The sequence below is a fragment of the Streptomyces sp. NRRL B-24484 genome, assembly GCF_000717715.1.
GTDB lineage: Bacteria > Actinomycetota > Actinomycetes > Streptomycetales > Streptomycetaceae > Kitasatospora.
Genome location: NZ_JOAI01000021.1, coordinates 65,840 through 87,267, shown reverse-complemented (window position 1 = coordinate 87,267; position 21,428 = coordinate 65,840). Strand labels below are relative to the sequence as shown.

At 75.1% G+C, this 21,428-nt stretch carries 18 protein-coding genes; 5 read left to right on the top strand and 13 right to left on the bottom strand.

Translation table 11 applies throughout. From position 1 onward, the window contains the following. Window positions 1-103: 103 nt before the first annotated feature. The 7 genes from IE98_RS0120160 to IE98_RS0120130 all read right to left on the bottom strand — a co-directional run bounded on the left by IE98_RS0120160 (window position 104) and on the right by IE98_RS0120130 (window position 9,834). On the bottom strand, window positions 104-2,560 hold the full coding sequence (locus IE98_RS0120160; protein ID WP_030270797.1) for an SUKH-4 family immunity protein: 2,457 nt from the start codon (window positions 2,558-2,560) through the stop codon (window positions 104-106). A 22-nt stretch (window positions 2,561-2,582) separates the two neighbouring features. Then, entirely contained in the window at window positions 2,583-3,584 is a 1,002-nt protein-coding gene (locus IE98_RS0120155; protein ID WP_030270796.1) for an SMI1/KNR4 family protein, read from the bottom strand. 101 nt (window positions 3,585-3,685) lie between these two features. Then, the gene (locus IE98_RS0120150) at window positions 3,686-4,789 is read right to left on the bottom strand and encodes a DegT/DnrJ/EryC1/StrS family aminotransferase (protein WP_030270795.1); all 1,104 of its coding nucleotides are present in this window, start codon (window positions 4,787-4,789) and stop codon (window positions 3,686-3,688) included. Beyond that, window positions 4,786-6,435, bottom strand: a complete 1,650-nt coding sequence (locus tag IE98_RS0120145) for an MBL fold metallo-hydrolase (protein ID WP_063748972.1) — start codon at window positions 6,433-6,435, stop codon at window positions 4,786-4,788. The genes IE98_RS0120150 and IE98_RS0120145 overlap by 4 nt, the downstream gene beginning before the upstream one ends. Then, window positions 6,432-7,577 carry a DegT/DnrJ/EryC1/StrS family aminotransferase gene (locus IE98_RS0120140; RefSeq protein WP_030270791.1) on the bottom strand — a complete coding sequence of 382 codons (1,146 nt, stop codon included), beginning with the start codon at window positions 7,575-7,577 and terminating at the stop codon, window positions 6,432-6,434. Before IE98_RS0120140 ends, IE98_RS0120145 begins: the two co-directional genes overlap by 4 nt. Window positions 7,578-7,612: 35 nt before the next feature. Further along, complete coding sequence (locus IE98_RS0120135; protein WP_030270788.1) at window positions 7,613-8,593, bottom strand: NAD-dependent epimerase/dehydratase family protein; 981 nt, start codon at window positions 8,591-8,593, stop codon at window positions 7,613-7,615. Then, window positions 8,590-9,834, bottom strand: coding sequence for a Gfo/Idh/MocA family protein (locus IE98_RS0120130; protein WP_234443604.1), 1,245 nt, complete (start codon window positions 9,832-9,834; stop codon window positions 8,590-8,592). Before IE98_RS0120130 ends, IE98_RS0120135 begins: the two co-directional genes overlap by 4 nt. A 359-nt stretch (window positions 9,835-10,193) precedes the next feature. Between IE98_RS0120130 and IE98_RS0120125 the strand changes: the two genes are divergently transcribed. The 3 genes from IE98_RS0120125 to IE98_RS50140 all read left to right on the top strand — a co-directional run bounded on the left by IE98_RS0120125 (window position 10,194) and on the right by IE98_RS50140 (window position 12,502). Beyond that, a complete protein-coding gene (locus IE98_RS0120125) occupies window positions 10,194-10,694 on the top strand; it encodes a YwqJ-related putative deaminase (protein WP_030270783.1) in 501 nt (166 codons plus the stop codon). Between the two features lie 37 nt (window positions 10,695-10,731). Then, window positions 10,732-11,226 carry an SUKH-3 domain-containing protein gene (locus IE98_RS0120120; RefSeq protein WP_030270781.1) on the top strand — a complete coding sequence of 165 codons (495 nt, stop codon included), beginning with the start codon at window positions 10,732-10,734 and terminating at the stop codon, window positions 11,224-11,226. Between the two features lie 172 nt (window positions 11,227-11,398). Beyond that, the gene (locus tag IE98_RS50140) at window positions 11,399-12,502 is read left to right on the top strand and encodes an acyltransferase family protein (protein ID WP_063748971.1); all 1,104 of its coding nucleotides are present in this window, start codon (window positions 11,399-11,401) and stop codon (window positions 12,500-12,502) included. A gap of 8 nt (window positions 12,503-12,510) precedes the next feature. Here IE98_RS50140 and IE98_RS0120110 read toward each other — a convergent pair whose 3' ends face one another. After that, window positions 12,511-13,788: a sensor histidine kinase gene (locus IE98_RS0120110; protein ID WP_052390722.1), complete on the bottom strand. Its 1,278-nt coding sequence runs from the start codon at window positions 13,786-13,788 to the stop codon at window positions 12,511-12,513. Between the two features lie 212 nt (window positions 13,789-14,000). Between IE98_RS0120110 and ppc the strand changes: the two genes are divergently transcribed. Continuing rightward, a complete protein-coding gene (ppc, locus tag IE98_RS0120105) occupies window positions 14,001-16,808 on the top strand; it encodes a phosphoenolpyruvate carboxylase (protein WP_030270776.1) in 2,808 nt (935 codons plus the stop codon). 60 nt (window positions 16,809-16,868) lie between these two features. On the opposite strand, the gene IE98_RS0120100 is transcribed toward ppc, so the two are convergent. From IE98_RS0120100 to pth, 3 genes are all read right to left on the bottom strand, one after another. Continuing rightward, window positions 16,869-17,066, bottom strand: a complete 198-nt coding sequence (locus IE98_RS0120100) for a hypothetical protein (protein ID WP_030270775.1) — start codon at window positions 17,064-17,066, stop codon at window positions 16,869-16,871. A gap of 371 nt (window positions 17,067-17,437) precedes the next feature. Beyond that, window positions 17,438-17,707 (bottom strand): hypothetical protein, encoded by a 270-nt coding sequence (locus tag IE98_RS0120095; protein ID WP_159400985.1) that lies wholly within the window; start codon window positions 17,705-17,707, stop codon window positions 17,438-17,440. 187 nt (window positions 17,708-17,894) lie between these two features. Next, window positions 17,895-18,482, bottom strand: a complete 588-nt coding sequence (pth, locus tag IE98_RS0120090) for an aminoacyl-tRNA hydrolase (protein ID WP_030270772.1) — start codon at window positions 18,480-18,482, stop codon at window positions 17,895-17,897. Window positions 18,483-18,630: 148 nt separating this feature from the next. On the opposite strand from pth, the gene IE98_RS0120085 reads away from it, so the two are divergent. Then, the gene (locus IE98_RS0120085) at window positions 18,631-19,365 is read left to right on the top strand and encodes a DNA alkylation repair protein (protein ID WP_043174639.1); all 735 of its coding nucleotides are present in this window, start codon (window positions 18,631-18,633) and stop codon (window positions 19,363-19,365) included. Window positions 19,366-19,454: 89 nt separating this feature from the next. On the opposite strand, the gene IE98_RS0120080 is transcribed toward IE98_RS0120085, so the two are convergent. Next, on the bottom strand, window positions 19,455-20,045 hold the full coding sequence (locus IE98_RS0120080; RefSeq protein ID WP_030270770.1) for a 50S ribosomal protein L25/general stress protein Ctc: 591 nt from the start codon (window positions 20,043-20,045) through the stop codon (window positions 19,455-19,457). A gap of 256 nt (window positions 20,046-20,301) precedes the next feature. Beyond that, on the bottom strand, window positions 20,302-21,279 hold the full coding sequence (locus IE98_RS0120075; RefSeq protein ID WP_030270769.1) for a ribose-phosphate diphosphokinase: 978 nt from the start codon (window positions 21,277-21,279) through the stop codon (window positions 20,302-20,304). Window positions 21,280-21,428 lie beyond the last annotated feature (149 nt).

Below are 21,428 nucleotides of genomic sequence, written 5' to 3'. Positions count from 1 at the left end.
GGGCGTCCCACGGGGCGCCCACTTGACCTATTTTGCGCAGATACGGCCGAAAGCCCAACAAGACGAGGCCGGGGGGCGGGACCGTACGGCCCGCCCCCGGCCGCTACATCAGGCCGTCCCAGAGCTGCTCCAGGAGCACCGCCCACCAGCCCTCGGGGGTGTGCAGCGCCGCCGGGTCGACCGCCAGCAGCTGGGCCTGCAGGTCGGTCGTCCAGCGACCGGCCTGCTCGGGTGTCAGACCGTACCGGAGCCGCCACATCCGACCGAGGACGGCGAGGCTGCGGACGAACTCCGGCACGCCGGTGTTGACGAAGCGCGGCGGCTCGCCGGTTCCCTCCAGATCGACGGCCACCACCGCGGCGGTACCGTACTGGACGCACAGCTGCCGGCCGTAGTCGTTGCCGAGCACCAGGTAGCCGCCGAAGTCCGGGCCGGCCGGGCGGCCGCGCTCGGCGGCCAGCTCGGCCAGCGTCGGGATCGGCCGGCCCTCCTGGGCCTGGGCCCAGAAGAACGGCGCGAACTCCCGGGGCAGGCCGGCCCACATCAGCGTCTGGGCGACCGCCTCGGGTACGCCCTGCCGGGAGACGGCCCGCTGCTCGAAGCGGAACACCGCCCCGCCGAAGGCCTGCCCGAGCTCCCCCGCGAGCTGCTGCGGGGGGATCGGCGGCAGCTGCGGGACGCTGCCGGGCGGCGGCAGCGGCGCCTGCACCGGCCGGGGCCGCTGCGGGGCCGCGGCCAGCTGGTGCAACTGGTCCAGGTGGTCCAGCAGCATCGCCATGCCGGCCTGCCGGGCCTGCCGGTCGCGGCCGTACGGGACGGTGTGGGTGATCCGCACGTTCGGCCAGGAGGACTTCACCATCCGGGCGCAGTAGCCGCCCGGCAGGTCGCACAGCTCCAGCTCGGTGTGGAACTCCAGCACCTGGTCCGGCGGCACGCCGAGGCGGCGCATCTCCTGCAGCGCCTTCCACTCCGGGTGCGGGGTGCCGGGCTCGCTGGCCATCACCAGCGACTGCTCGGAGCCGTCCGGACGGCGGTAGCTGATCACGGCCTGGGTGCCGGGGCCGATGGTCGGCACCCCGGCGGCGGGCGGCGCCACCGGAGCGGCCTGCGGCGCCGGGGCGGGCGGCGCGGGCACGGCCGGCGGGGCGCCCACCGGACCGGCGCCGGGGTAGCCGTAGCCGGGCGGCGGCGGGCCCGGCACGGCCGCCACGCCGGCCGGCGGCGGAGGCATCGCCGGGCCGGGCGCACCGGGTCCGGACGCGCCGGGTCCGCCGGGCAGATCGATCGCGTGCGCCAGCTGGGTCGCGGCGTGCGCCACCCCGGCGGCGTCCGGAGCGGCCGGCGCGGCCTGGGCGGCGGGGCCGCCCTGGGCAAGCGAGGCCGGGGCCGGCGGCGGCGGGGCGGACGGCGCCGAGCGCCCGGCGCCCGCGGCGGACGGGCCGGCTCCCCCGCGCAGCTCGCCCGGCGGGGGCGGCGGCGGGGCCGAGGGCGCGGAACGCCCGGCGCCCGCGGCGGACGGGCCGGCAGCCCCGCGCAGCTCGCCCGGCGGGGGCGGCGGCGGGACGGACGGGCCGGAGCGGCCGAGCTGGACACCGGCCGGCGGGGTGCCGGGGGCCCCGGGCAGGCCCATCAGTCCGGGCGGGCCGTCGGTGGCGAGCATGGTCGGCGCGTACTCCACGCCGGGGCCGGACGCACCCGGGCCGGGCGGCGGCGGGGGCACCTGGTCCGGGGTGGCGAGCATGGTCGGGGCGTACTCGACCGCGACCGGCGGCACCGGGGTGCCGGCCGACGGCGTGCCCGGGCCGGGGAACGGCGGCGGCGCGGTCGGCGGCGCCGGGTTCGCGGCGGGCGGCGCGTCGAACCCGAAGCCCTCGGGCATCGCTACGGTGGCGGCCGGCGCAGCGGTGGCCGGCATGGGCACAGTGAGCCCCTCCGAGCCGGGCGGCGGGACGGGCATCGGCACCGTCAGGCCCTCCGAGCCGGACGGCACCGCCCCGGCGGACCGCTCCCGCAGGGCGTCCAGGTCCGAGGGCGGGGCCAGCATGGTCGGCGCGTCGCCGGCCGGCCGGTCCGAGACGGGCGGCATGGTCTGCACGGCCGGGGCCGCCGGCGCGGGCTGCGCCGCGGCACGCTCCGCCGCGGCGCGCGCCGTGTCGCCAGGGGCGCCCAGCCGGGCGTTCTCGGCTGCGATCGCGGCCGCACCGGCCTCCTGCAGCCACTGCGGCGGGCTGAGCAGGAAGGAGGTCGCCTCGACCGCGCCGGGCACCGGACGGGCGGCGCCGGCCGGATTGGGCTCCGCCCGGCCGCCGTACGCCTCCTCGAAGCGGCGGACCACCTCGTTGACCGGCAGCGGCGGCCAGAGGGTGCTCGCCCCGCTGTCCCGGGCGATCACCAGCCGCACCTCGCCGCCCTCCGAGGGCGCGCCCTCGGATCCCTCCACCGCCCAGCAGACGAAGCCCAGGTCGAACTCCCGCACCCGTACCTCGCGCTGCCGGGATCGCGGCACGCCGGCGTTGATCCAGTCCTCGGCGATCTCCTGCGCCTGCGCGTACGTCACCACGCCCGGCTCACCCCTCCGTTGCTCAGTTCACCGGGACGGCCCGGGCGAACCCGCCGTCCACCATCAGCTCCGCGACCGTCTCCAGCTCCGGCGGACTGCCCGCCAGCCGGAGCAGGAACGCGTCGAAGCTCTCCCCGCAGGGCAGCAGCAGCCGCGCCACCCGTTCCTCCGGCGGTTCCGCGCCGCCGCCGTCGCGCGCGTCGTCGTACGGGCAGAACCAGACCGACCCCGTCCGCTCGCCGCGCACCTTGAGCGCGAGCAGACCGCCCTGGACGTAGGCGATGCCCAGGTAGTCCTTGGTGAGGTGGTCACGCAGGCACTTGTTGGCGTACACCAGGTCGTGCACGCCGTACTCCTCGCTCAGCGTCAGGAACGGCTGGTCGAGGAGGACTCCGTAGTCGGCGTCCAGGGCGACGCCGGCCGGGGCGCGGCCGCCGGCGACCTTCAGGAAGTTGCGGTAGGCGTCGGGCAGCGGGTGCCCGAGCCGCTGCTCGGCGCGCTGCACCAGGTCCTCGGGGACGGCCACCGGGTCGCCGCCGTCCATGGCCAGCGGGAAGTGCACCGGCCGGTGCTCCTGGAGCGGGCGGGTGCCGCGGCGGGCGTGGTCGGCGGAGGAGCGGGCGAGGCCGCCGTGGTGCCGCAGCAGCGCCTTGACCTCGACCGGAACGAGCTCCATCCGGCGCCAGCCGGGGGCGGCCCCGCCGACCGCGTGGTGCCAGGTCCAGCCGGGCGGGGTGGCGACGGCGGTCTCCAGGTCGGCCCACAGCCCGTGGCCCTGGGTGAACAGCGCGGCGTTGGCGGACACGTAGTCGGTGAGCCGGAGCTCGTCCACGCCGAAGCCCTCCGGCGGATCGGCCACCTCGGCGGCCGCGGCCGCGTACGGCCCGAAGTCCGGGAAGCCGTACTCGTCCACGCGGACACCGGCCGGGTGCTTCTCGGCCCGGATCGGGTCCGGGAACTGCACCACCTGGCCCGCGTACGCCGAGTTGGGCGCGGCGGCGGCGCCGGGCCGACCTGTCGTCATCAGGGCTCCCCCACTGGCTCTGCACTGTTGCGGGCACCAGCGTAGGGGAAGGGACACCCCTGGAGACCAGGGGCATCACTCCCGTTCCGGGCGGCACCGCGTCAGCGGCGCACCGCCTTCGCCAGCACCTCCGCCACCCGGCTCTGCTGGTCCTCGGTGATCTGCGGGAACAGCGGCAGGGTGAGCAGTTCGGCGGCGGCCCGCTCGGCCACCGGGAAGGCCCCCTCGGCGTGGCCGAGGCCGCGGAAGGCGGGCTGCAGGTGGACGGGCACCGGGTAGTGCACCCCGGCGCCGATCCCGGCCGCCTGCAGGTCGGCGAGGACGGTGTCGCGGCCGCGCGCCACCCGGACGGCGTACAGGTGCCAGACGTGCTCGTTGCCCGGCAGGGTGCGCGGCGGGGTGATGCCCTCGACGCCGGCGAGCAGCGCGTCGTACCGCGCGGCGGCGGCCCGGCGGGCCTCGTTCCAGGCGGGCAGCCGGCGCAGCTTGGCGCGGAGCACGACCGCCTGCAGGGTGTCCATCCGCGAGTTGAAGCCGAACCGCTCGTGCACGTACTTGCGGCCGGAGCCGTGGTCGCCGATCAGCCGCACGGCGGCGGCGAGGCCCTCGTCGTCGGTGACTACCGCACCGGCGTCGCCGTAGGCGCCGAGGTTCTTGCCGGGGTAGAAGCTGGTCGCGGCGATCCGGCCCCAGGAGCCGGAGACCCGGCCGTCCTGCCGGGCGCCCTGGGACTGCGCACCGTCCTCGACCACCGGCCGGTCCCCGGCGATCTCCAGCAGCGGCGCCATGGGCGCGAGCTGGCCGTTGAGGTGGACGGGCAGCAGCACCGCGGCACCGGGCAGGGCGTCGGCGGCGGCCGCCGGGTCGATCAGCAGGTGCTCGGGGTCGACGTCGACCAGGACGGGCCGCAGCCCGGCCCGGACGACGGCCTCGGCGGTGGCGACGAAGGTGTTGGCCGGCAGGACGGCGCCGGAGCCGGGCGGCAGGTCGAGGGCGCGCAGGGCGAGTTCGAGGGCGTCGGTGCCGTTGGCCGTGCCGACGGCGTGCCGCACCCCGGAGAAGGCGGCGTACTCGGCCTCGAAGGCGGCCACGTCGGGGCCCTTGATGTAGGCGCCGCTCGCCAGCACGGCGTCGAAGCCCGCGCGCACCTCCTCGGCGACCTCGGCGTGGGCGGCGTGCAGGTCGACGAGCGGGATGTCGGTCATGGGATACGCCCCTCGGCGGGTTCGGTGGACAGTGCGGGCACGGGAACGGGTGCGGCTCCGCGGCCGGGTGCGGCTCCGTGGCCGGGTGCGGGCTCGGCGGGCGCGGGCTCGGCGGGCGCGGGCTCGGCGGGCGCGGGCTCGGCGGGCGCGGGCTCGGCGGGCGCGGGTTCGACGCGCAGCGGCAGGCTGCCGCCGGAGAGGCAGGCGCCCGTCCGGGCGTCCCACCGCCAGTGGTGGCGGGGGCACTCGACGACGCCGTCGGCGATCACGGCGTGGCCGAGGTCCTCGCCGGCGTGCGGGCACCAGCGCTGCATCCGCAGCCCGTCGCGCTGGACGGTCTCGTCGGAGGCGGCCCGCTCGCGCACCAGCCGGCGGGTCTGGGCCGGCTGGTGGCCGTAGCGCAGCAGCGAGAGCAGGGTGAGGTCGAAGACGTCCGGGTCGCGGTGCAGCGCGAGCCGCATCGAGAGCAGCGCCTCCTCCCAGCCGGCCCGGCCGTCGAGGACGGCCCGCAGGACGCGCGGCGGGACGCGGATGGTGTAGGCCGGGTCGACCGGGTCGTCCTCCAGCTCGACCCGGGCGGCGAGGTCGCCGAGGGCGATCCGCCAGGCCTCGCCGCCGGCCTCCAGGGCGAGCCGGCCGCGGTAGTCGGCGAGCAGCGGCCGGTTGAGCCGGCGGAGCCGGTCGAAGTGCGCATCGACCTCCTCCGCGGTGGGCGGCGCGGGCTCGCCGCGGTGGTACGCCTGCCACTCCTCGCGGCGGCGCTCGCGGTAGTCGGCGAGGTAGCCGGCCGGGTCGGTGAGCCACCGGCCGGGCGGGGCCGGCGGCGCCGCGCGGCCGGCGGGCCCGGGTCGCACGTCGACGGTGTCGCCGGGGGCCGTCCGGACGACCTCGACCCCGGGGCAGGCGGCGGCGAAGTCCGCGGCGACGTCCTCCCAGTGCGCGAAGATCGTCCTTTCGCGGTCGTTGAACCGGTCGAGCTCCGGGTCGAGGAAGCAGGCCGGGCCGGCCGAGGGCAGGTAGCGGCGGGCGCCGGTGAGCCGGACCTTGCGGACCAGGCTGTCCATCAGGTCGGCGCGGACGGCGGCGGTCTTGGCGGCCATCCGCGCGGGCGGGTAGTCGTAGGCGTTGGGGTACCACATGGCGCCGGAGTACTGGGCGGCCAGCAGGTCGACACCGCCGGGCAGGTCGGACAGCGGCGGGTTGCAGTCGTTGAGGTCGAGGAAGCGCGTGCCGCCGAGGTCGAGCAGCAGGCCGCTGTCCTCCTTGTGGCTGGTGTCCAGCAGCATGGTGGCGGTGGCGTCCGGGCCGAGCCGGTGGGTCTCCCGGTGGCCGAGCGGCACCTGCCGGGTGAAGCCGAGCGCGGCGAGCCGGCGCTGCAGCGACCGGGTCCGGTAGCGGGGCACCAGGACGGTGGTGTCCCGGGGCAGCCGGTCGAGCAGCCGCTCGTCGAGGTGGTCCTCGTGGGTGTGCGAGACGTAGAGGTAGTCCCAGCGGCCGGCCACCACCTCGGGCAGCAGCGGCCGGTTGTCGGGGTACGGGAACCAGGCGTCCAGGAACGCGGGGTGGAACCACGGGTCGATCAGCAGCCGCAGGCCGGCGTGCTCGACCGCGAAGCCGGCGTGCCCGAGGTGCCTGACCGAGGTCACCCGACGGCCTCCCGGAGGGCCGCGACGACGCGGTCCTGCTGCTCCTCGGTGAGGGTGTGGAACAGCGGCAGGATCAGCGAGCGGTGGGTGATCAGCTCGGTGGCGGGCAGCGGCACCCGCGCGGTGCCCTTGTAGGGGGCCTCCAGGTGGGCGGCCATGATGCCGCGCCGGGCGGAGACGCCGGCGGCGGCGAGCCGGGCCAGCACCTCGGTGCGGTCGGGGGCGGTGTCCGGCAGCAGCAGCCAGCAGGCCTGGTAGTTGCCGGTGCCGTGGGCGGGGTCGGTGACCAGCCGTTCGGCGAGCGGGCCGAGCAGGCCGCGGTAGCGCTCGGCGAGTTCGCGCCGCCGGGCGACCATGGCGGGCAGCTTGCCGAGCTGGACCAGGCCGACGGCGGCCTGGATGTCGGTCATCCGGTGGTTGAAGCCGATCTCGTCGTAGGTCTCGACGACGGCGGCGCCGCCCGCCGCGCCGTGCCGGTCGGCGGCGGAGACGCTCATCCCGTGCTCGCGCAGCCGGCGCAGCCGGGCGGCGAGGTCGGCGTCGTGGCAGGTCACCATGCCGCCCTCGCCGGTGGTGAGGAGCTTGCGCGGGTGGAAGGAGTAGGCGGCGATCTGGGCGGCGGCGCCGGCCGGGCGGCCGCGGTACACGGAGCCGGCCCCGCAGGCGGCGTCCTCGACGACGGTGGCGCCGCGGGGTTCGACCAGGGCCCGGATCGTGTCGAGGTCGACCGGGACGCCGCCCTGGTCGACGGCGATCACGGCCCTGGTGCGGTCGGTGAGCACGGCGGCGACCGTGTCGGGGGTGAGGTTGCCGGTGGCCGGGTCGACGTCCGCGAAGACGGGGACGGCACCGACGTAGGTGACGGCGTTGGCGGTGGCGACGAAGGACAGCGAGGGCACCACCACCTCGTCGCCGGGGCCGACCCCGGCACCGATCATGGCGAGGTGCAGCGCGGTGGTGCAGGAGGAGACGGCGACCGCGTGCGGCACCCCGAGGTGCTCGGCGAAGGCCCGTTCGAAGGCGGCGACCCGCGGGCCCTGGGCGACCCAGCCGGAGCGGACGGCCTCGGCGGCGGCCTCGGCCTCCTCCTCGCCGAGCCACGGCACCATGACGGGGATGCCCGCCACCGGAGTACTGGACACGGGGGTGCTCCGAACTGCTCGCGGGTCGGTCGCGGTCACTGCGCGCGCCACCAGGCGACGAGCCGGCGCAGGCCGTCGTCGAGGCCGAGGTCGGGCTTCCAGCCGAGGTCGCGTTCGGCGGCGGAGATGTCGGCGAGCCGGCGGACCACGCCGCCCGCGGTGCCGCGGGCCGGGCCGTGCTCGACGTCGAGGTCGCTGCGGTCCATGGCGGCGAGCAGCGCGTCGGCGAGGCCGCGCAGCGAGACCTCGCTCGCGGAGGCGATGTTGTAGACCCGGTCGGTGACGGGGGCCGCGGCGGCGAGCAGGTTCGCCCGGGCGATGTCCTCGGTGTAGACGAAGTCCATGGTCTGGGTGCCGTCGCCGAAGATCAGCGGGGGCTCGCCGGAGGCGATCCGCTCCATCCAGCGGATGAACACCTCGGTGTACTTGCCGTGGACGTCCATCCGGGGCCCGTACACGTTGAAGTAGCGCAGCGCGACGTAGTCCAGGCCGGTCATCGCGTGGAAGCTGCGCAGCATGCCCTCGTTGAACGCCTTGGCGGCGCCGTAGAAGGTGTCGTTGTTGTAGGGGTGCTGGGTCTCCGGCGTCGGGAAGGTGTCGGCGAGGCCGTAGACGGAGGCCGTGGACGAGGCGATCAGCTTGCGGACGCCCTTCTCGGCGGCGGCCTCGATGACGTCGAAGGTGCCGTCGACCATGATCTCCAGGGCGAGCCGGGGTTCGGCGGCGCACTGGGTGATCCGGATCGCGGCGAGATGGAAGAGCAGGTCGGTGTCGTCGCCGAGGAGTTCGCGCAGCAGTGCGCGGTCGCGGATGTCGCCGTCGACGACCCGCAGTTGGCCGGGGGCGGCGAGCTCCCGGGCGCGGGCGAGGTTCTCCGTGCGGCCGCGGACGAAGTTGTCGAGCACGACGACCTCGCGGGCACCGGCCTCGATCAGCTGGTCGACGACGGTGGAACCGATGGTGCCGGCGCCGCCGGTGACCAGGCAACGGGAGCCGGGGACGGGGACTGCGTTCATCGGGCGGCGGCCCTCTCCTGTGCGGTGCTCGGCAGAACGGGGTGGGGCAGAACGGGGTGGGGCAGGACGGGGTGGGGCAGCGCGGCGGCGGTGTCCGGGTCTGCGCCCGGGTCGACGGGCACGGTGGCGCCGCCGAGTTCGAGGCTGCGCGAGGCGGCGTGCAGCAGGCGCAGCACCCGCAGGCCGGAGCGGCCGTCGGTGAGCGGGGCCCGGCCCTCGGTGACCGCGGCGGCGAACTCGCCCATCACGTTGCGCAGCGCCTCCTGCTCGACCAGGGCGGGCGCGACCATGTCGCCGACCCGGTACGAGATCATGGCGCGGTGCCGGATGGCGTCGGTGAGTTCGTCGGGCGGGGTGAGGTCGACCCCGCGGTCGTGGATCGCCAGCCTGGCCTGCGGGTTGAGGTCGTCCCAGACAAGGGTGCGCCGGGACCCGCCGATCAGGGTGGTGCGGACCTTCGTCGGTGAGAGCCAGTTGACGTGGCAGTGGGCGAGCGCGCCGTTGCTGAGCCGGACGGTGAGGTAGGCGACGCAGGCGCGGCCGGCCCCGATCGGGTCGGCGGCCTGGGCGCTGACGCCGACCGGTTCGACGCCGGGCGGCAGCACGAAGTCGAGGATCGACAGGTCGTGCGGGGCGAGGTCCCACAGCACGTCGACGTCGGGCTGGACGAGGCCGAGGTTGATCCGCACCGAGTCGAAGAACTGGACGTCGCCGATCTCGCCGCCGTGCACCAGCTCGCGGATCCGGCGGACCACCGGCGTGTAGCAGAAGGTGTGGTCGCACATCAGTACCAGTCCGCGTTCTTCAGCGAGTTCGCACAATTCGGCGGCCTCGTCGGCGGTGGTGGTGATGGGCTTCTCGACGAGCACGTGGCGGCCGGACTCCAGGGCGGCGCGCACCAGCTTGTAGTGGGCGGCGGCAGGGGTGGCGACGGCGACGGCCTCGACCCGGTCGTCGGCGAGGACTTCGTCGAAGGAGGTGGTGGTGCGGACGGTGCTGTACTCGCCGAGCACCCGGCGGGAGCGTTCCTCGTCGAGGTCGCACAGCCAGTGCAGCCGCAGGGCGGCCGTCTGTTGGGCGTTGCGGACGAGGTTGGGTCCCCAGTACCCGGCGCCGACCACCGCGAGCCCGATCCGGCGTCCGGGCGCGGACCCGGCCGCACCCGGCGTGGGGACGTGCTCGCCGGGCGCCTCGTGCGCCTCCTGCGCCGGCGCGTGCCCCGGACCGTGCTGCATCGACATCGACAAGACCCCCCTTGTCCGGTGCCGGAGCGTCACTGCCCCGGAGCACCCCGCGTCCGTGCGGCCGCCCTGATCGGATCACCACCGCCGGCCCTGCGGCCGACGGCGCCCCACGGTGCTGCCCAGGTGGCCCCGCCGCTGGAACGGTACCGGCCGCCGTACGCCCCCGGAGGCCGAATCCGCAAACCCGCGGCGCGCCGTGACGGCGTTCGCAACGCTCCGTACACCCCGGGTCCGCGGCGCTGCGAAGGGTTTGACAGTCTTGAGGCCCACAATGAGGGAGCGGGTCGGCGTCCACCGTCCGTCAGCATCCCGGGCGCCGGGCCGGAGACCCGCGCGGAACGCGATCGAGGAGAACCATGTCAGCGAGCCCGACGGCCGACCGGGAGCCCGGCAGCGCCGCGCAGCCGGCGGCCCCGGCCGTCCCGCGGCTGCTCCACCTGCGGGACAGCGTCCTGCCCGCGGTCGCGGCGGCGCTCTCGCTGAAGGGCGGCGAGGTGCAGACCCTGGCCGGCGACAAGTCCGACCTCGCACCGTTGCTGCACCCGCTGGTCGGGGACTTCCTCGCCGGCCTTCCGATCGAGCACCGCGAGCGGTTCACCGGCCGCTGCCCGGAGGCGGTGCTGCTCTCCCAGTACCTCACCACGGTCGACGGGGCTCGTTCCAAGCGCGCCTCACGGAAGCCGCTCGGCCTGCACGACGCCCGCAAGGCGCTCAGGGGCGCGCGGCTGACCACCGTCCGCATCCGCGAGGAGGGGGACCCGGCGCACGGCACGCACGCGCCGCCGTGCCGCTCCTGCGCGGCTCTGCTGGACCACCTGAACGTCGCGAGCGTCGCCGTCGGGCCCACCACCCGCTGACGCGCGCCGTCCCTGTCCCCGAACCACGGAGCAGACCCTGAACGCGACCGCCGTACGAACCCAACCGCGCTTCCCGGCCGACGTGGCTGCCGCCCTCAAGCAGGCCGGCTGGCACCCCGGACGCTGGGAGATCCGCCAGGCCGAGGCCTGGGCGGACGTGCTCGCCGTGCACGGCGGGCCCCTGGACACCCCGCACGCCGTCTTCCCCGCCGCCGTCGAGGCCTGGGCCGAGTTCGGCGGGCTGGCCTTCGACCTGGACGGGGCCGGACGGGCGCTGGCCCGCACCCCCTTCCTGCTCGACCCGCGCTGCGGCCTGCACCAGCCGCGCACCCTGGCCGACCTCGGCCGCGCGCTCGGCACCCGCCTCGCCCCGCTCGGCGAGGAGCGGTTCGGCCAGGCGCTGCTCGCGATCGACGAACTCGGCCGGGTCTTCAGCCTGGACCACGCCGGCGAGTGGTACCTCGGCGCCACCGTCGACCAGGCGCTCGCCACCCTGGTCATGGGACTCGCCCCGGAGCGGCTGCGCGCCTGACGGTCCGCACCCACCGCTCCCCCCGCACCGGCTGACGGACCGTCGGCCGGTGCACCCCATCCGCGCGCCCTTCGTGTGCGGGCGCACCGCTTTCGCCCGAACCCCTCCCGTCCCGCCCGTCCCGGGTCCACACTGTGTGGCAATTCCGAGGAGAAGACCGGGAGGAATCGCGATGAGCGCCCCCGCCGCCGCGGCCCGCACCGAACCCCCCGCCCCCGACGCCACCGCCACCGCCACCGCCACCGCCACCGCCACCGAATCGGCTCATGGCCCGGAACGGCAACCGCTGTTCGACAACGCCAAGTTCGCGGCGGTCGCGCTGGTGGTGTGCGCGCACACCTGGATGCCGCTGGTCGGCGCCGACCGGACGATCGCCGCCACGGTGCTCACCGTCGCGGCCTTCGCGATGCCGGTGTTCGTGACGCTGTGCGGCTGGTTCGCCCGGCCCCGGCCGGGCCGGCCGGCGGTGGACGGCCGCCGCCTGGTGACCGGTGTCGCCGTGCCCTACCTGGTCTTCCAGGTGCTCTACAACCTGGTCGGGATGGCACTGGAGGGCCGGTTCGCGCCCTTCTCGCTGCTGGAGCCGCGCTGGCTGACCTGGTTCCTGCTCTCGCTGTTCGTCTGGCGGCTGACCGTGCCGCTGTGGACGGCGCTGCGGCACCCGCTCGCGGTGGCCGTGCTGGTCGCCGCCGCCTCGGGAGCCGCCCGGGCGCTGCCGGAGGAACTCGCGCTCAGCCGCACCCTCGCCTTCCTGCCGTGGTTCGTGCTCGGCCTGGTGCTGCGCCCGCACCACCTCGCGCTGCTGCGGCGGCCGGCCGTCCGGCGCTGGGCCCCGGCGGTCCTGGCCTCGGTCCTGGCGGTGCTGTGGGCCGCCGCCCCGGAGCTGCTCGACCCCGGCTGGGTGGAGTACACGGGTACCGCGGCCCAGCTGCACGTCGGGTACCCGGTGTGGCTCGCCGTCAGGGCCGCGCTCGGCCTGCTGTCGCTGGTCGCCGGCGCGGCGTTCCTCGCCCTGCTGCCGGAGGGCCGGACCCGCTGGACGGTCCTGGGCGCGGCCTCGCTGCACGTCTACCTGCTGCACGGGCTGCCGCTGAAGCTCGTCCAGGCCTCCGGCGTCTACCACGCACGGCTGCTGCGCCACGCCTGGACGGCCCTGCCCCTGTTCGGGGCGTTCGCCCTGACCCTCGCGGTGGCCCTCGCCCTCCCGCCGGTCGTCCGCCTCTTCGCCCCGCTGGTCGGCCCGAAATCCGCCGATCGTCTGCTGAGTGCCCCCTGAGCCGACGTCTAGGCCAGCCGCTCCGAGGGCACCGCCAGCCGGGAGGGCAGCACCGCCTCGACGCGGAATCCCCCGTCCGGCTCCGGGCCGGCGTCGAAGCTGCCGCCGAGGGAGACGACCCGCTCGCGCATGCCGACCAGCCCGTTCCCGCCGCTCGGGAGGCGGACGGGCTCGGCGCCGCCGGGGCAGTCGTTGACCACGGCCACCCGCACCCCGTTCGGCACGAAGGCCAGCAGCACGGACACCCGGGCCCCGCCGGCGTGCTTGTGGGCGTTGGTGAGGCCCTCCTGGACGACCCGGTAGGCGGTCTGCTCGGCGTCCCCGCGGTACGGGCGGCGTTCGCCGCTGACGGTGAGCGAGACCGCCATCCCGGCCGCCCGGGACTGCTCGACGAGCCCGGGGACCTCGGTGAGGCCGCCCGTGCTCTCGGCGGCGGCCGCGGCCGGCTCGGCCATCCGCAGCACGCCGAGGATCTCCCGCAGTTCGTCCAGCGCCTGCCGGCCGACCTCGCCCATGAGCTTCGCGCTGGCCTGCGCCTTCTCCGGGTCCTTGGTGATGATCCGCTCCAGGGCGCCGGCGTGCACCACCATGAGGCTGACCCGGTGCGCGACCACGTCGTGCATCTCGCGGGCGATCCGGGTGCGCTCCTCCAGCCGGGCGCGCCGGGCCCGTTCGCTGGCCTGTTCGGCGAGCAGGTCGAGTTCGGCCTCCAGGCCGAGCGCGCGGTCGGTGAGCGACTCGACGAGCCGGCGGCGGGCGCCGACGTAGAGGCCGGTGACGACCGGCGGCACCGTCAGGCCGACCGACACCAGGGCGGCCAGCAGGACGAACACCCAGGTCGGCGGGGTCTCCTCGGCGGGCACCTGGGTGGGGGCGAGCATGTAGACGAGGGCCATGCCGAAGGTCTCGGCGAGGGCGATCGCGGAGAGCGCGACGACCCGGCGGCGGCGCGAGGGCCACTCCCAGGTGGCGGCCAGTGTGTAGAGCGAGACGACCAGCAGCACCATGCCGAACAGGCCGGGGACGAAGACCAGCCCGACCAGGACGGGTACGGCCGGCCAGCGCCGCCGCACCACCAGGGTCGCCCCGGCCAGTGCCCCCAGCACCGCCGACACGACCGCGGCCGGCGCACCGAGGTGCAGCCGGTCCCCCACCATGCCGTACGCCCCCGCGGCGCACTCCAGTCCGGCCAGTCCGGCCAGCCCCACGTCCAGCAGTGCGCTGCGGCGCCGGGGCCACCACCCCAGGGTGTGGACCGGCCCGCCCCCCTCCGGCGACTTGCTCATGGGGGACAGCGTAAGGCCGCCCCTCGGGCCCTCCCCAGCGAGTTCTGCGGGACCCGGCGCGAGCGGCACCCTGTCCGCCATCCGGCCAATCTCGGACGCGGCACCCGGTGCCACCTATGCTGTTCGGGTCGGACAGCGCGGTCCGCACGCGTCACCGTTACAAAGGTGATGAGAGCCGTTGCCGAACCCCCCACCACCACAGGGAGACAGCCGTGACCGCTCCGGTCCCCGCCTCGTCGGACACCCCGTCCGCGACCGCCGGCCCCGACGCCGACAACGCCGCCCTGCGCGCGGACATCCGACGACTCGGCGACCTGCTCGGCGAGACGCTGGTCCGGCAGGAGGGCCCCGAGCTGCTCGGCCTGGTGGAGCAGGTCCGCCTGCTCAGCCGCACCGACGGCGAGGCCACCGCCGAGCTGCTCGCCGGGATCGACCTGGAGACCGCAGGCAAGCTCGTCCGCGCCTTCTCCACCTATTTCCACCTCGCCAACGTCACCGAGCAGGTGCACCGCGGCCGCGAGTTCGCCACCCGCCGGGCCCGCGAGGGCTCGCTGCTCGCGCAGACCGCGGACCAGCTCGCCGAGGCCGACCCGAAGCACCTCCAGGACACCCTGGCCCACCTGGCCGTCCGGCCGGTCTTCACCGCGCACCCGACCGAGGCCGCCCGCCGCAGCGTCCTCAACAAGCTGCGCCGGATCGGCGAGCTGCTGGAGCGCATCCACCGCGAGCACGTCGCCTCGGGGCTGTCCGAGGCCGACCCCGTCCGGCACTCCTCGGCCAAGCGCCAGGCCGACCGCCGGCTCGCCGAGGTCATCGACCTGCTCTGGCAGACCGACGAGCTGCGGATCGCCCGCCCGGAGCCGACGGACGAGGCCCGCAACGCGGTCTACTACCTGGACGAGCTGTACCGCGAGGCCGTCCCCGCCGTCCTGGAGGAGCTGCACGAGGAGCTCGGCCGGGTCGGCCTGACGCTGCCCGACGGGGTCCGGCCGCTGACCTTCGGCACCTGGATCGGCGGCGACCGCGACGGCAACCCCAACGTGACCCCGCAGGTCACCTGGGACGTCCTCAACCTGCAGCACGAGTACGGCATCAAGGACGCCCTCGCCACCGTCGACGACCTGCGCAACTCGCTCTCCACCTCGGTCCGGCTGGCCGGGGCGAGCGAGGAGCTCCTCGCCTCGCTGGACGCCGACCTCAAGGCGCTGCCGGAGCTCAGCCCCCGGTACAAGCGGATGAACGCCGAGGAGCCCTACCGGCTCAAGGCCACCTGCGTCCGCCTCAAGCTGGAGAACACCCGCGACCGGCTGGCCGCGGGCACCCCGCACGTCGAGGGCCGCGACTACGTCGGCACCCGCGAGCTGGTCGCCGACCTGCGCCTGATCCAGGACTCGCTGCGCGCCCACCGCGGCGGGCTGATCGCCGACGGCCGGCTAGCCCGCGCGATCCGCACCGTCGAGGCGTTCGGCCTGCAGCTCGCCACCATGGACGTCCGCGAGCACGCCGAGGCGCACCACCACGCGCTCGGCCAGCTCTTCGACCGGCTCGGCGAGGAGGCCTGGCGCTACGCGGACATGCCGCGCGAGTACCGGCAGCGGCTGCTCGCCAAGGAGCTGCGTTCGCGCCGCCCGCTCGCCCCCGTCCCGGCCCCGCTGGACGCGGCCGGCGCCAAGACCCTCGGTGTGTTCAACACGATCCGGGAGGGCTTCGAGCGGTTCGGCGACGAGATCGTCGAGTCGTACATCATCTCGATGTGCCAGGGCGCGGACGACGTGTTCGCCGCCGCGGTGCTGGCCCGCGAGGCCGGACTGATCGACCTGCACTCCGGCATCGCCAAGATCGGCATCGTGCCGCTGCTGGAGACCACCGACGAGCTGCAGCAGGCCGACCGGATCCTCGACGAGATGCTCTCCGACCCGTCGTACCGCCTGCTGGTGTCGCTGCGCGGCGACGTCCAGGAGGTCATGCTCGGCTACTCGGACTCCTCCAAGTTCGGCGGCATCACCACCTCGCAGTGGGAGATCCACCGCGCCCAGCGCCGGCTGCGCGACGTCGCGCACCGCTACGGCATCCGGCTGCGGCTCTTCCACGGCCGCGGCGGCACCGTCGGCCGCGGCGGCGGCCCCTCGCACGAGGCGATCCTCGCCCAGCCGTGGGGCACCCTGGAGGGCGAGATCAAGGTGACCGAGCAGGGCGAGGTCATCTCCGACAAGTACCTGCTGCCGTCGCTGGCCCGGGAGAACCTCGAACTCACCGTCTCCGCGACGCTCGCCGCCTCCGCGCTGCACACCGCGCCGCGCCAGGCGCCGGAGGAGCTGGCCCGCTGGGACGCCGCGATGGACCAGGTGTCGGAGGCCGCGCACACCGCCTACCGGGCCCTGGTCGAGCAGGAGGACCTGCCGAAGTACTTCTTCGCCGCCACCCCGGTCGACCAGCTCGCCTCGCTGCACCTGGGCTCCCGCCCGTCCCGCCGCCCCGACTCCGGCGCCGGCCTGGACGGCCTGCGGGCCATCCCGTGGGTGTTCGGCTGGACGCAGTCCCGGCAGATCGTCCCCGGCTGGTACGGCGTCGGCGCGGGCCTGGCCGCCGCCCGCGAGGCCGGCCTCGGCGACGTGCTGGACGAGATGCACGGCCAGTGGCACTTCTTCCGCAACTTCCTGTCCAACGTCGCCATGACGCTGGCCAAGACCGACCTGCGGATCGCCCGCCACTACGTCGAGCAGCTGGTCCCCGCCGACCTGCACCACGTCTTCGACCAGATCACCGCCGAGCACGAGCGCACCCTGCGCGAGGTGCTCCGGCTCACCGGCGAGACCGAACTGCTCGACCACAACCCGGTGCTGAAGCAGACCTTCGCCGTCCGCGACGCCTACCTCGACCCGATCTCGTACCTGCAGGTGGCGCTGCTGCGCCGGCAGCGCGACGAGGCCGCCAAGGGGCTGAGCGAGGACCCGCTGCGGGCCCGCGCCCTGCTGCTGACCGTCAACGGCATCGCCGCCGGCCTGCGCAACACCGGCTGATCCGGCACCCGTCCGGCCCGAGGGGCGGTCCCGCACACCGCGGGGCCGCCCCTCGGCGCGTCACGCCGTCGCCGCCGACGGCTGGTCCACCACCTGCACGACGTACGGCCGGTAGCGCGCCAGGAGATCGGCCCGGGCGGTGTCCGCCTGCGGCGTGACGAGCACGATCCCGCTGCCGTCCACCCGCTTGCCGCCGGTGGTGATCTCCACCCCGCGGTCCCGCCAGTACTCGGTGTCCCGCACCACCGCGGTGAGCACCCGGTTCAGGTCGAACTGCGAGTAGGACGCGTCGCGGAAGCGCAGGGTGCCCGCAGCGCCGCCGAGAGTCCGGCGTCCAGGCCGCTGCCGGGCACCCGGAAGACCAGCACCTGCCCGACGCCGCGGTCCACGCAGACCCCGGAGATGTGGAAGCGGTCCTCCCGCAGGGCGAACCTCCAGGCCCGCTCGGCCGTTTCGTCCGGCCCGCTGTCCCCGATCGGGGCGGTGCCGGGCGCCCCGCTCCGCAGCCGGGCCGGGCAGGTCAGGTCGGGCGGCTCGGTGTCCTCCGGTGCGGGCGGCGGGGCGGTGGCCGCCGGCCCGGGAACGCCGCGGGCCGACCCCGGCGGGGTCGGCCCTGTGATCGGCGGCGGTCAGGCCTCGCGGTCGGCCCGGCGGCGGCGCAGCCAGGTAGCGGCTCCGCCCGCGACCACGACCATTCCGCCGGCCACCGCGTAGAGACCGGCCGAGCCGCCGACCGAGCCGCTGACCGGCGGCACCATCTGGGCCGCGGCGGGCTCGGGGGACGGCTCCGGGCCCGCCGTCGCGCCGGCGGCCGCCGCGGCCGGGGCGGCGATCCCGGTGGCAGCCAGGCAGATTGCCGCGCCGCCTACCATCCGTGCCGCCCGGTAGGAGCGAATCACGTTCCATACCCCCAGATCGAACCCCTCAACCCCTTCGTACGGGACAGACCGTATCCGATGGAACGCATCGAACTGACCGTGATTCAGGTCCCAGCGGCCAAGCGTTGCAGGACCGTTGTGTACGGCACCGAATCCTCACGACCCGCTCCCGGGAGCCCTCCGCGGGGTGCCGTCCGGTGGGCCCGGCTCAGGAGTTGTAGGTGCTCTGGGCCCGCTCCAGCCCCTCGGAGAGCAGCGCCTCCACGGCGTCCGCGGACCGGTCCACGAACCAGTCGAGCTCCTTGCGCTCGGTGGAGGAGAAGTCCTTCAGCACGAAGTCCGCGACCTCCATCCGGCCCGGCGGGCGGCCGATGCCGCAGCGCACCCGGTGGTAGTCGGCGCCGAGCGACTTGGTGATGGACTTCAGCCCGTTGTGGCCGTTGTCGCCGCCGCCGCACTTCAGCCGCAGCGCCGCGTAGTCGATGTCCAGTTCGTCGTGGACGGCGACGATCGCCGTGTTGGGGACCTTGTAGAAGTCGCGCAGCGCCGTGGTGGGGCCGCCGGAGAGGTTCATGAAGGTCATCGGCTTGGCCAGCACCACGCGCCGGCCGGCGAGCCGGCCCTCGGCGACCTGGGCGCGGCTCTTGTGCGTCTTGAACTTCGCGCCGATCCGCTCCGCGAGCAGGTCCACCACCATGAAGCCGATGTTGTGCCGGTTGCGGGCGTAGCCCTCGCCGGGGTTCCCCAGGCCCACGACCAGCCAGGGTCCCGTGTACTCGTCCGCCACCGCGCTCATCACCGATCTCCGCTCGCCTCGTTCCTGCGGGTCCATTATCCGCAGCGCCGCCGCGCCCGGCCGGGGCAGGGGCGGCCGCGGCCGTCGGCGCCGGCCCGCGGCGGCGTACCGTCGTGACGACGACCGCCGCCGGACCGGAGGACCGCCCGTGACCGCACCGACCGCCGCCCTGGCCGCCGAGCTGACCGCCGGACTGCGGGGCGCCGTGGTGCCCGGCCGCGCCGAGCAGGAGCAGGCGTACCTGAAGAGTTCGCTGCACCACCTCGGGGTGCCGGTGCCGGCGATGCGCAGCGAGGTGCGCGCGCTGCTCCGCCGCCACCCGGGCCTGGACCGGGACGCGGTGCTGGCGCTGGTCGAGGAGTTGTGGGCGCAGCCGGTCCACGAGTCGCGCAGCTGCGCCGGGTTCCTGCTGGAGGCCCGCGAACGGCTGCTGGTGCCGGCCGATCTCGCGCTGCTGGAGCGGATGCTGGAGCAGTGCGGCACCTGGGCGCACGTGGACGTGATCGCACCGAAGGCGGCCGGTCCGCTGCTGCTGCGCCACCCGGGGACGGCGGAGGTGCTGCTGCGCTGGAGCCGCCGGGACGAGCTGTGGGTGCGCCGGGGCGGGGTGCTGGGGTACCTTCCGGCGCTCCGCTCGCCGGAGCTGTTCCCGTCCTTCTTCGGCGGCTTCGGGGCGCTCGCGGACGGCTTGCTGACGGATCCGCGGTTCTTCGTGCGCAAGGCGCTGGGCTGGTCGCTGCGCGAGGGCGCGAAGCACCACCCGGAGGAGGTCTGCGACTGGCTGGCGGGGCGGCTGCCGCGGGTCTCCGGGCTGACGCTCCGGGAGGCGCTGAAGCCGGTGCCGCAGGAGGTGCGGCTGCGGCGGCTGCCCGGGCACTCCTGAGCGGCGGTCGGAGCCCGGGAACGCCGCCGCCCCGGCCGCTCCTGGGGTCAGGAGCGGCCGGGGCGGCGGAAGCGGGGATCCGGCGGGGATCAGGCCTCGACGGCCTCGCCCTCGGCGGCCTCCTCCTCGGTGGCCTCGGGGGCCTGGGCGCCGATGACCTGCAGCACGACGGCGTCGGCCTCGACGGCCAGGGTCGTGCCCTTCGGCAGGACGATGTCGCCGGCGGTGATGGAGGCGCCGGCCTCCAGGCCCTCGACGGAGACGGTGACCGACTCGGGCAGGTGGGTGGCCTCGGCCTCGATCGGGAGGGCGTTCAGCACGTTCTCGATCAGGTTGCCGCCGGGGGCCAGCTCACCCTCGGTGTGCACGGGGATCTCGACGGTGACCTTCTCGCCGCGCTTCACGAGGAGCAGGTCGACGTGCTCGATGCTGCGCTTGATGGCCTCGCGCTGGACGGCCTTCGGCAGGACGTACTCGTCCTTGCCCTCGATCGGCACGACCAGCAGGGCGTTCGGGGTCTTGAGGGCCATCATCAGGTCGTGGCCGGGCAGGTTCAGGTGGACCGGCGCGTGGCCGTGGCCGTAGACGACACCGGGGACGAAGCCGGCGCGGCGGGCGCGACGGGCGGCACCCTTGCCGAACTCGGTGCGGGACTCGGCGGCAAGGCGGATCTCGGACACGACTGCACTCCTCGGGAGAAAGACTGGCGCGGGTGCAGGAACGACAAAAACCGCCGGGCCACACCCTCAAGTTCCTTGGGGGTCGCTCGGCGGCGGACGACTACTGGAAGCAGCGCGTCGATCACGGTTGCGGTACCCGTACGGGCACACGGCATCCCTCGCCGAGCAGTTCCACGAGTCTAACCGGTGGTGGCGTCAACGTGAAATCGGCCCCCGCACGCGTGGCGTGCGGGGGCCGGACGTCCGGGGCGGACGGTCAGTGCACGCCCTCGAAGAGGCTGGTCACCGAGCCGTCCTCGAAGACCTCCTTGATCGCGGCGGCGATCGAGGGGGCGATCGAGAGGGTGGTCACCTTGTCCAGCTGCAGCTGCTGCGGGGTGGGCAGGGTGTTGGTGAAGACGAACTCGCTGACGCGGGAGTTCTTCAGGCGGTCCGCGGCCGGGCCCGAGAGCACGCCGTGGGTGGCCGCGACGATCACGTCGGCGGCACCGTTGTCGAAGAGCGCGTCGGCGGCGGCGCAGATGGTGCCGGCGGTGTCGATCATGTCGTCGACCAGGACGCACACCCGGCCCTCGACGTCCCCGACGACCTCGGCGGACAGGATCGTGTTGGCCTGCGTCATGTCGCGGCGCTTGTGGATGATCGCGAGCGGCGCGCCCAGGCGGTCGCACCACTGGTCGGCGACCTTCACCCGGCCGGCGTCCGGCGAGACGATGGTGAGCTTGGAGCGGTCGACCCGCTCGCCCACGTAGTCGGCCAGCATCGGCAGCGCGAACAGGTGGTCCACCGGGCCGTCGAAGAAGCCCTGGATCTGCGCGGTGTGCAGGTCCACGGCCATCAGGCGGTCGGCGCCGGCCTGGCGGAGCAGGTCGGCGACCAGGCGGGCCGAGATGGGCTCGCGGCCGAGGTGCTTCTTGTCCTGCCGGGCGTAGCCGTAGAACGGCAGGATCGCCGTGATGCTGTGCGCCGAGGCCCGCTTCAGCGCGTCGATCATGATCAGCTGTTCCATGATCCACTGGTTGATCGGAGCCGTGTGGCTCTGGATCACGAAGCAGTCCGCGCCGCGGGCCGACTCCAGGAAGCGGACGTAGATCTCACCGTTCGCGAAGTCCAGGGCCTTGGTGGGAACCAGTTCGGTGTCGAGCGCCCGGGCCACCTCCTCCGCCAGCTCGGGGTGGGCACGGCCGGAGAAGAGCTTGAGCTTCTTCTCACCCGACGTCGTGATCCCGCTCACTGCACCGTCTCCTCGCGTTGCTGCCGCACATGGACCCGCCATGGCGCACCCGGGCAGCAGCGCTCGGGGACGTCGGTCGGCAGGGGATTTGGGGTACGCCGGGACGAGTACGGTCAGCCCAGTGGCGCACGTATGTACTCCAGGTTACG

Bases quoted from the DNA above. Each gene is read 5' to 3' on its own strand.
- IE98_RS0120155 (WP_030270796.1), bottom strand. From the start codon at position 3,584: ATGACGACAGGTCGGCCCGGCGCCGCCGCCGCGCCCAACTCGGCGTAC.
- IE98_RS0120150 (WP_030270795.1), bottom strand. From the start codon at position 4,789: ATGACCGACATCCCGCTCGTCGACCTGCACGCCGCCCACGCCGAGGTC.
- IE98_RS0120135 (WP_030270788.1), bottom strand. From the start codon at position 8,593: ATGAACGCAGTCCCCGTCCCCGGCTCCCGTTGCCTGGTCACCGGCGGC.
- IE98_RS0120130 (WP_234443604.1), bottom strand. From the start codon at position 9,834: ATGTCGATGCAGCACGGTCCGGGGCACGCGCCGGCGCAGGAGGCGCAC.
- IE98_RS0120125 (WP_030270783.1), top strand. From the start codon at position 10,194: ATGTCAGCGAGCCCGACGGCCGACCGGGAGCCCGGCAGCGCCGCGCAG.
- IE98_RS50140 (WP_063748971.1), top strand. From the start codon at position 11,399: ATGAGCGCCCCCGCCGCCGCGGCCCGCACCGAACCCCCCGCCCCCGAC.
- IE98_RS0120110 (WP_052390722.1), bottom strand. From the start codon at position 13,788: ATGAGCAAGTCGCCGGAGGGGGGCGGGCCGGTCCACACCCTGGGGTGG.
- pth (WP_030270772.1), bottom strand. From the start codon at position 18,482: ATGAGCGCGGTGGCGGACGAGTACACGGGACCCTGGCTGGTCGTGGGC.